Annotated in this window: 6 protein-coding genes and 1 pseudogene; 4 read left to right on the top strand and 3 right to left on the bottom strand. The window is 47.7% G+C overall.

Annotation, left to right across the window (positions count from 1 at the left end):
* Together AXFE_RS19120 and AXFE_RS07140 are read right to left on the bottom strand one after the other, a co-directional pair.
* Positions 1-226 (bottom strand): annotated as a pseudogene (locus tag AXFE_RS19120) (IS1634 family transposase); the annotation flags it as partial.
* Positions 227-1,160: 934 nt separating this feature from the next.
* Positions 1,161-1,925 carry an SDR family oxidoreductase gene (locus AXFE_RS07140; protein ID WP_052605209.1) on the bottom strand — a complete coding sequence of 255 codons (765 nt, stop codon included), beginning with the start codon at positions 1,923-1,925 and terminating at the stop codon, positions 1,161-1,163.
* Positions 1,926-2,172: 247 nt separating this feature from the next.
* On the opposite strand from AXFE_RS07140, the gene AXFE_RS07135 reads away from it, so the two are divergent.
* From AXFE_RS07135 to AXFE_RS07125, 3 genes are all read left to right on the top strand, one after another.
* The gene (locus tag AXFE_RS07135; protein WP_052605208.1) at positions 2,173-4,194 is read left to right on the top strand and encodes a thioredoxin domain-containing protein; all 2,022 of its coding nucleotides are present in this window, start codon (positions 2,173-2,175) and stop codon (positions 4,192-4,194) included.
* 103 nt (positions 4,195-4,297) lie between these two features.
* A complete protein-coding gene (locus AXFE_RS07130; RefSeq protein WP_052605207.1) occupies positions 4,298-4,948 on the top strand; it encodes a hypothetical protein in 651 nt (216 codons plus the stop codon).
* Positions 4,949-5,152: 204 nt separating this feature from the next.
* The gene (locus tag AXFE_RS07125) at positions 5,153-5,743 is read left to right on the top strand and encodes a peroxidase-related enzyme (RefSeq protein WP_052605206.1); all 591 of its coding nucleotides are present in this window, start codon (positions 5,153-5,155) and stop codon (positions 5,741-5,743) included.
* Positions 5,744-5,791: 48 nt separating this feature from the next.
* Here the strand turns inward: AXFE_RS07125 and AXFE_RS07120 are convergent, their stop codons facing one another.
* Positions 5,792-7,927: an acetate--CoA ligase family protein gene (locus AXFE_RS07120; protein ID WP_052605205.1), complete on the bottom strand. Its 2,136-nt coding sequence runs from the start codon at positions 7,925-7,927 to the stop codon at positions 5,792-5,794.
* Positions 7,928-8,520: 593 nt separating this feature from the next.
* Here AXFE_RS07120 and AXFE_RS07115 point away from each other — a divergent pair.
* A complete protein-coding gene (locus AXFE_RS07115; RefSeq protein ID WP_052605204.1) occupies positions 8,521-9,231 on the top strand; it encodes a GntR family transcriptional regulator in 711 nt (236 codons plus the stop codon).
* The last annotated feature ends 50 nt before the right edge of the window (positions 9,232-9,281 follow it).

The raw sequence follows: 9,281 nt of genomic DNA, 5'->3' as shown, positions 1-9,281 counted from the left end.
CGGCGTATCTGGCAATAATAGGATCTGATTCAAAGAGTGAGGTTACTCCAGAGAGTCTCTGGGCTATAGCATTGGCCAGAGCTGGCCACAATGACTTATCCAGGTCCAGTTCGGTCAAGGTCATTACTATACGTTGACGGGGACCTTTTTCACAGCGGTAGGACTCAACGAGTTGGTACTTACTGTAGCTAACGCCGGTCTTTTTTATTAACTGTTGGAGTTTCACGGATAAACACAACAAGACAATAGCACCATGTCAGAGCTAATGCAAGTCATAATCAAAACTACTCAAAAATTAGGACACTACATTCGCGACCCAAAAAGACCTAATACCCATCTACCAGGGCATCTATAAATCGCCCAAGTCGAAAATCGCCCAAAATCCCCTCAAAAGGGACCAATTAGGGCGATTTTTCGGGAAATCTGCGAAAGATGGGCCAAAACAAACCAACAGAACCTGACCACGTCATCATTAGAGGTCAGCCATATATAACGACCTAGGAATCCTCATTTTCACCTCAGTCGAAAGCACTTGGGTCGATTTGGCTTTTATGGTATGAAACCGTAGCGTAAAAACCAAAACAGATATAGAATGCGCGCGTACCATGGCAATCAAAAGAGAGTGCGACGAGAAAGAAAACCAAAACCACGATGGCCCAGAATCTAACAGGGGCAACCCCTAGAACGATAAATCACTCTACCAATGCGCGATGCTCGGTGTCTATTACCTTTCGAACCCATCTGGACCGGGAGCAATTTGTGGGTTTTGCACATAAGGCGAGAGTAATCGCGACATCCTTGGAGCAAACTCTCTAAAGGCAACACGAACACTTCTCAAAGAAAGGATTAGCAAGATCCCAAAATTACAATTCTGGATTATCAGCGTCCGCCTCTTCAAGATATTCACGATAGCCCTAGGAGAGATGAAGACAGCTATGGCCAGTGCCACAAATCAACGTCTCCACCTCTCTATTTCACGTCACCTCCAATAGTTCCTTTCCGCAACCCAACGACCAAGGCGAAACCTCACACCAAGCACCACAGTCAATGTCAGGTCTCCAATAGCATGCAGCACCTAGAGGTATTGCACTATATTGAGGGTCCCATCCTGATCGATTGAGGGTCCCATCCTGGTAGGATCAACACGTCGGGGAAAGAAGCTAATTCTGTACGAGTGCTCCTCCATCAACTACCAGAGTTTCACCAGTGATCCAGCTGGCATAGCTACTCGCTAAAAATAACGCAGCACCTGCTATATCAGTGGGTTCACCGATTCGACGCAGCGGAAGACGCGATGCGACTGAATTCTCGTGATTTTCCCAAAGCGCCCTAGCAAAGTCGGTCCGAACGAGCCCTGGGGCGATGGCATTCACACGAACATTCGGACCAAGCTCATTCGCCAACTGCTTGGTAAGATGGATAACTCCGGCTTTGGAGATGTTGTAATATCCGATTGCTGGCTCGACGCCCATGCCACCGATCGAAGCAATATTGATGATATTGCCGGGAGTGGTCTTGTCCATCCAACACTTTCTATATGCCGCTTGACTGTACAAAAGTGGTGCTCGTAGGTTGACCTCTATGATTTTGTCCATGCGCTTTGCATCAATGTCGATCAAAGGACCAAAATAAGGGTTCGTAGCGGCATTGTTTACCACAACGTTTACATGGCCAAAATGCTCAACCGTCTCGCTGACCACTCGCTCTGGCTCATCAGGATCACTTGCATTTGAAGCGACGAAAGAGATGTTTGAGGCATCGATTCCGCTGGCTATCTCGGCAGCTGCCACTTCTAGGGCATCAGCTTTTCTCGATGTAATCATTACTCGAGCGCCAGCCTGGGCGAAGGCAGTGGCTATCGCCTTGCCAATTCCTCTAGAACCACCGGTAACAAGCACAACCGAATCATTAAAAGTTATTTCCATAGTTAAAAACAATGGCACAAACCAGAAGCCAGCGCTTGAACTTTATAAAGAAGTGACCCAATAGCTCCAAAAAATAGCCTCCTAAGCGGCAACCATCTACGAACTATCGCACAAGCTCAATTAGCATGTTAAGCAAACCTCCACCTCATTGATCCATACTTGGATCATTGACGTGAGAAAAAATATCTAGAAATTCTCAAGCACTATTGCCTAGACTGTGTTGGGCAATAGACACGGAGTCGCACAAGTGGTAAGTAATCGATTATCCAATTCACAAAGTGAATACCTTCTACAGCACGCAAATAACCCTGTCGATTGGTGGCCTTGGTCTCAAGAGGCCTTAGACAAAGCCAAGGAACTAGACCTGCCAATCTTTCTATCCATTGGCTATTCAGCGTGTCATTGGTGTCATGTGATGGCCCATGAATCCTTTGAAGACCCCGAGATTGCTGGCATCCTCAATGAAAACTTCATCTCGATCAAGGTCGATAGAGAAGAACATCCCGATGTCGATGCCATCTACATGGAAGCAGTTCAATCCATGACCGGCCACGGTGGTTGGCCCATGTCTGTCTTTTTAATGCCAGATGGACTACCTTTTTATGGCGGTACCTACTTCCCGCCCAAAGAGGGCACCCAAATGCCGAGCTTTCGTCGAGTCCTTTTGGAGCTCTCTCGCCTCTACAAAGAGTCCCGGGGAGAAGTTGAATCCCAAGCGCAATCACTTCGAGCATCGATTGCAGCACGTTCTACCCTTCAAAATAACGGATCGATAGAGACCCTCGATACCGAGAAACTTACCCGCGACTTCTGCGACGCCCTCTATCGGATCTACGACGACCAATGGGGCGGAACAGCTAGAGCACCTAAGTTTATCCAACCACACTTCTGGCAAAGCGTTCTCGACATCGCACTGATGTCGAGAGAAGTTGATGTCTCCAAGGATCTCATGAACGCCCTGACCACGACCCTCGATGCGGTAATTGCAGGTGGGATCTACGACCATCTTGGCGGTGGCTTTGCGCGATACTCAACAGATGCATTTTGGATGGTGCCACACTTCGAAAAGATGCTCTATGATCAAGCCCTAAATAGCAGACTTTACCTGAGAGCCTATCTTGCAAGCAAAAATCAAAACTACCTAAGAACAACTGTAGAAACTTTAGACTTTGTAATCTTAGAGATGTCTCGCTCCGACGGCCTTTTTGCCTCCAGCTTCGATGCTGACAGCGATGGAGAAGAGGGAGCATTTTATATCTTCCGAATCGAAGAGGTACGCGAGACCCTAAGAGACAAAGCTGAAGAATTTATTTCCGCCTATGGCATAACGCACTCTGGGAACTTCGAGGGGCGCAACATCTTACATCGCCCAAATCGTGATGACCTTGCCACAACTCCACAAATTGACGAAGCACGTCAGCTTCTTCTAGCACTTCGAAATAGTCGAAATGCCCCTCGAAAAGATTCAAAAGCTGTCTTAGAGTGGAACGCGATGATGGTTGCCACCTTGGCGGAAGCTGGCTTTTACCTCAATAGGCCCGACTATCTAGAGAGAGCTAGAGCGGTCTTTCTGCACTTATTCGACTCCTGCAACCTAAGTGGCCAAGGATTACGGCTAGCGCCATCTGGCGAGAACTACTCAAAAGCTCCTGCTGTACTTGGCGACTATGCCCAAATGCTAAATGCCGCTCTAGCGCTAGTCCAATTTGGTGGTGACTTTGCGATCATTGAATATGCCGAAACGATCTTCAATAAGATGACCCAGGAATTTTTCGACCCTGAATCTGGAAACTTCAACACAACCGCGCGTTCCTCTACGCAGTTGATCGCACAGTCCAACGACATCTTCGATTCAGCCTATGAATCTGCTACATCCACCATTATCTCTAGCTTAATTTCCCTTAGCGAACTCCTTGGTGACGAAGAACCAATGACCCTAGCAATGGGGTTGGTCGAAAACTTAGCGGAGATGACCACCAAACACCCAAGTGCCTTTCCTGTGGTAGTTAGGGAGTTGGCCAAGCTGGGCGCAGGAATTGGTCAACTAGTTGTAGTGGGTACACAAGATGAGCTCCTTGCGTCAGTGAGAAGTCAGTACATACCAAACCTATACATCACATATGGCTCGGGCGGAATTGGTCCACTTTGGGAGGGCAAAGTTGATTCTTATGCCTATCTCTGCAAAGACTTTGCCTGCTCAGCTCCGACTAACGATCCAAAATCTCTAGCCGAGCAATTGCATGCGATGCGCGAAGGACAATCAGCCTGAGCAGATTAGCCATTTGGCATGGATCAAGTTCTACCTTGAGCGAATCCCGCCAACGAGAACAGCCGACCAATCTATTGAAAATTTCCGTTTGAGGTGAGAAATAATGCCCGCTAAGCACCAAATACAAGTAAATACCATCGACTTTGTGCACCTTGGTCGACTCGGATCTGAGGTCTTTGGATTAAACCTTAAAAGTGGATTCATAAACCGAATCGAACTCGATGAAAATGAGGTGCCATTGGGCCTCCATGCCTATCAGACCTATCGACTAGATGGCATTCAAAGAGATCGCCCACCAGATGCTTCCCGCCCTGATGTAATCTTCGGGGGAACCTACAAATTAGCGCCTATCGCAACTAGTCCCAAAAAAATTACCACATCGATTGAGCGAAATCTCCTGGCCCAGGGGATGAAGATTTTGGGTGGCTTGGGACCTTCGATTGCCTATGCTCAACTGAGTGGCAACTTCGCATCAACCACGATAATACAAGTTGACAAGCATGTGGCCATGGAGAGAAATCAGAAATCTGGCCTCTTAGGTGTAACATTCCCATTCGGCCCCAGCGTCCACTTCTTCCCAGTTAGAGATCCGCGTGTGATTGCAACCTACCCCAATGAGTTGCCTCGCCTCGAAAACTCCAAAGAGATCGAATCGCACCTTGGATATCGACCACACTTCCTCCTGCTAGCACTAGCCCGGGTAAACAAAGGCTATTGCAAAAAGGTAGTAGTCTCGGTTTTACCAGAACCATAGCAGATCACTGGGTATACATAGTCACTGCGTGCAACTACCTCCTTCGAAGTAGGAGTTCGGGGCTCCGGCGCAAAAAGGATGAAGAGAGAGCCAAGAATGCCCAGCGAAAGAGGCCATAGCCATAGCGGCTAATTTATAAAATTTTAATGCACTATTTTAGAAATTAGATAAAGAGCCAATTATTAAAGACCAATAGGAGCGACAATGAGCCAATCCAGTCCCTACTTCACAACTGCACTAGCAGACCTATCCACCCTAGATAAAGATATTGCTCAAAGAATCACCGAAGTAGAGGCTAAAAGTGGCTTCATTCCCAATGTCTTTTTAAAGCTCGCCCTACGACCCGATGAATTTAGAGCCTTTTTCGCCTATCACGATGCATTGATGTTGCGCGATTCGGGACTCTCCAAAAAAGAGCGAGAGATGATCGTGGTCGTCACCTCAGCGAAGAACAACTGTCTCTACTGTGTTATAGCTCATGGTGCTATTTTGCGGATCTACTCCAAAGACCCAACTATCTCCGATGCCGTGGCGATCAACTATCGCCTTGCACCACTAAGCCAAAGAGAGGTCGCCATCTGCGAATTTGCCCTCAAGGTTGCTGATAATGCAGATCAAATTACCACCGACGACTACGCGCTCTTGACCGAGATCGGTCTAAGCGACGATGACATCTGGGATATAGGTGCAATTACCGCATTCTTTGCTTTGTCGAATCGACTGGCAGGTTTTACCCAAATGAAGCCCAATGAAGCTTTTTATACAATGGGAAGATCATTCACAAAGAAAGACTAATCACTCTAAACGACCTCTAAAAGTCCCTTGGACCCTTGGCAAAATTACTCACGAAGGAACCTTTTCTGGGGCCAAGACGACGAGCGCATCTAAAACTATGGGATCCTTGTCTCGTTGGCGAAAGAGGACCGGATTTAAATCTATCTCAGAGATTCGCTTATTTGAGACCACTATCTTTGAGAGGGTCACCATCAATTGAGCCAATCCCTCAAAGTCGTAATCTCGGGCTAGAACCCCACTTCGGATAGCTTTACCAAATTCGGTCCTTTCAATCGCTGAGATCGCCCCTTGAAGTGTTATCGGAGCTAGGCGAATTTGAATATCACTAGAGGTCTCCGCCATGACTCCCCCGCTTCCCACCATGATCACACATCCATAGTCGCGGTCACGTCGCACCCCCAATATCACCTCAAGCCCCTCCGAGACCATAGGCTCAACCACGAAACCTCTTATCTCAGCACCAGAAACTCGTCTAGCCACCTTGCCCATCATCTCATAACAAGCGTGTTCGAGTTCTCGTTTGCTATTTATGGAGAGCATCACCCCTCCAACCTTTGCTTTGTGTGGTACTTGCGGGGAGTCAATCTTCAAGACAATCGGAAAGCCGATCTCTTGGGCAGCTTTAAGGGCCTCCTGTGGGGAGGTGGCTCGAATCGCCATCACAGTTGAGATCCCACAAGATCTAAAAAACGAGAGGCTAGCAACCTCAGGTACGACTTCGGCCCCAGCTTGGCTAGCGACCAATAAGTCAAAAAGTGCTTCAATATGAGGATCACCCTGCCATGCCAGCGATTCGATCGGACGAGCTAAAGTTTCACTTACCTCATAGAGCGAGCGAACCAGTTTTACCGCTTTGGCTGGATTAGTCAAAAACGGAACCTTAGCTTGCAAGAGAAGCTTCTCAAGCGGCGGGGTCGTCAAGCCCACTAAAAAATGGGGAGCTCCGCCCTGCGTCGACAGCGTAGAAATAGTCTCTAGCACTGGAGTTGCAATTGTTTCATCGAGAGCGGTGTGGCCGACGAAGGTGACGAATGCATCATAAAGATTGCTATCGGACAATTTTGTTAGAAACTGTCCACCCAGGGTTGGGTCATTTATGAACTGACCGGTAAAGTCAACTGGGTTGTCTAGTGCAGCATAGGGAACGAGCGCACTGAGATGGTCCTTAACCTCAGGAGAAGGTGACGGCAGAGCTAAATCGGCCTCACCAGCGGCATCTGCCATCAATATCCCAGCACCCCCAGACATAGTCAAAAGGCAGAGATTCTTACCCTTGGGATATGCACCCAGAGAGATACCCTGGATCAGATCGATCATCTCATCAAGGTCAGAAACGCGATAGCCACCATAGTGTTCGACGAAGGCACTAAAGACCTGATCGTCCCCAGCCATCGATCCAGTATGGCTTATTGCCGCCCTGGCGCCAGCTTCGGTGACGCCGGCCTTCATCAATACCACCGGCTTTTTCGCATCATGGGCCTTGATCAGGGCACTTCGAAGACGATCGCAGTCCTGCACGCCTTCGATGTATCCTCCAATTACGCTTATCTCATCGAGATCCGCCATATATTCGATAGCATCCGCCACCGAAACCTGGGCTTCATTTCCAGTTGCCACCCATAGGTTGATCCCAAGACCCCTGCGGCTTACCAGGGTCAAAAAATAGGAGCCAAAGGCACCGCTTTGACAGGCAAAGCCAATATTTCCGCCTTTGATGAGATCAAGATCGAGAGCCGCTGTGAAAGAGGCCATGGCTTTGGCTTTTTGGTTGATTACTCCCAAACAGTTAGGGCCGAGCATCGCCATTTGATTCGACTGACACAGTGAAGCTATTCGATCCTGAGCAATCCGTCCATCGGGACCAAGCTCCGAATAGCCCGAGGAAAAGACCACAAGGGAACGAGCCCCCGCCATCGCAGCGTCTTCTATAACGCTCTCTACATACCTAGAGCCAACTGCCACCACAACTAAGTCCACTGCCTCTGGAAGGTCAGAAAGGCGCGGATAGGATTTGCGCCCGAGAACTTCGTCATAATTAGGATTTATTGGATAGATAGGCCCCTCAAATCCCGCCTTGATAGTCGCATTTAGAGGCCGACCTCCAATGCGTTTGGGATCGTTAGAGGCACCTACGATCGCTATTGACCTTGGACTAAATAGGGCATCCAGAGCTGTACGATCCACTAAAACACTTCCTATTCTACAGAGATACTATTGCGACCAAAGGTATTGCGAAATAACATAGCTTTCGCCGATTAAAAAACCACCGGAAACGCAACGTAATCGGCTTTGACTCTCTCTTTCTGATCCTAAAAGTCACGCCCAATTGATATCCAACCATGCAATTGTCGATAGAAGTCGGGGTAGATCAAAAAGAAAGCACATCCCGCTCCCCAAAAGGTATCTCAAAAACCAAAGTCAAAGCACCAAGGAGCGATCCCATCACAATTGGTCTTCCACGGGCGGAAAATCTCTATTCCAATCAATTAGCGAAGGCTCTTCTTATCCAAAGTTAAAAAGGTTCCAAGACCTCTCATCACCGCCTTGGCTTTAGCCAAGAATCGAAGATATCACGCCGCCAATGGCGACATGCATGCCAAAGAAAGTCGCCATGCTAAAATAGCTGACAGAACTTTAAAGGTATCAACGCACCTGATAGGCGTATTGGCATTTTGATAAACCCTAATATACGTAAATATGATTGCTTCTTGTCCACACCCGGCAACCAATTGCCTGAGCAAAAAGACCACAGATAAGCACGAAGGTGAGTTTAAAAGATGGACAGTGAAGGCCTAATTACAGGCAATGGTAATCCGCCTAAAAAATCGGCTGCGACAAGGAGATCAACGACAATACCTGCGTCAATCCAAGCCTATGACCTTGCGAAACACAAGATCTTGGTTGGTACCTTCCCTGGAGGCGAATTAATCTCTGAAGGAGAGATTGCCGATCAACTTCAAATCTCAAGAACTCCTGTTCGTGAAGCCTTTCTGCGCCTTCAATCGGAGGGCCTTCTTCGTCTGTACCCCAAAAAAGGTGCGATGGTGGTTCCGGTCTCTAAACAAGAAATTGAGATGGTCTTTGAAACTAGGCTTTTACTGGAGCGTTTCGCGGTAGAAAAAGTCTTCGATACCCAGATGGCTGTCTTTGTAGCCGACGAAATTGACTCCCTCGTTCAACTTCAAATGAAGGCGTTAGAAGACAAAGATCCAATTGAATTTGCCGAATTGGATCGAACTATTCATACTTCAATTTTGAATGCGACAGCAAACTCTATTTTGGCAAATCTCTATTCATCGCTTCGCGATCGCCAGATTCGAATGTTCAATATTCTCCTCTATTTGAACCCTGTTCGAGTCGAGACGATAGTAAAAGAACACAAAGGCTTTGCCACTCTTTTGCGGCAAAACGATCGTGAGAATTTAATCATAGCCATCACCGACCATGCTAGATTGACACGCGACGCCCTTTTGGATGGAAACATCTAAGACAGTCAATATGGAATCAAGGCCCCAAAGTAAAGCCTTGGCGAAATCCC

Source organism: Acidithrix ferrooxidans (assembly GCF_000949295.1).
GTDB lineage: Bacteria > Actinomycetota > Acidimicrobiia > Acidimicrobiales > Acidimicrobiaceae > Acidithrix > Acidithrix ferrooxidans.
This window is presented reverse-complemented; position numbering and strand designations above follow the sequence as displayed.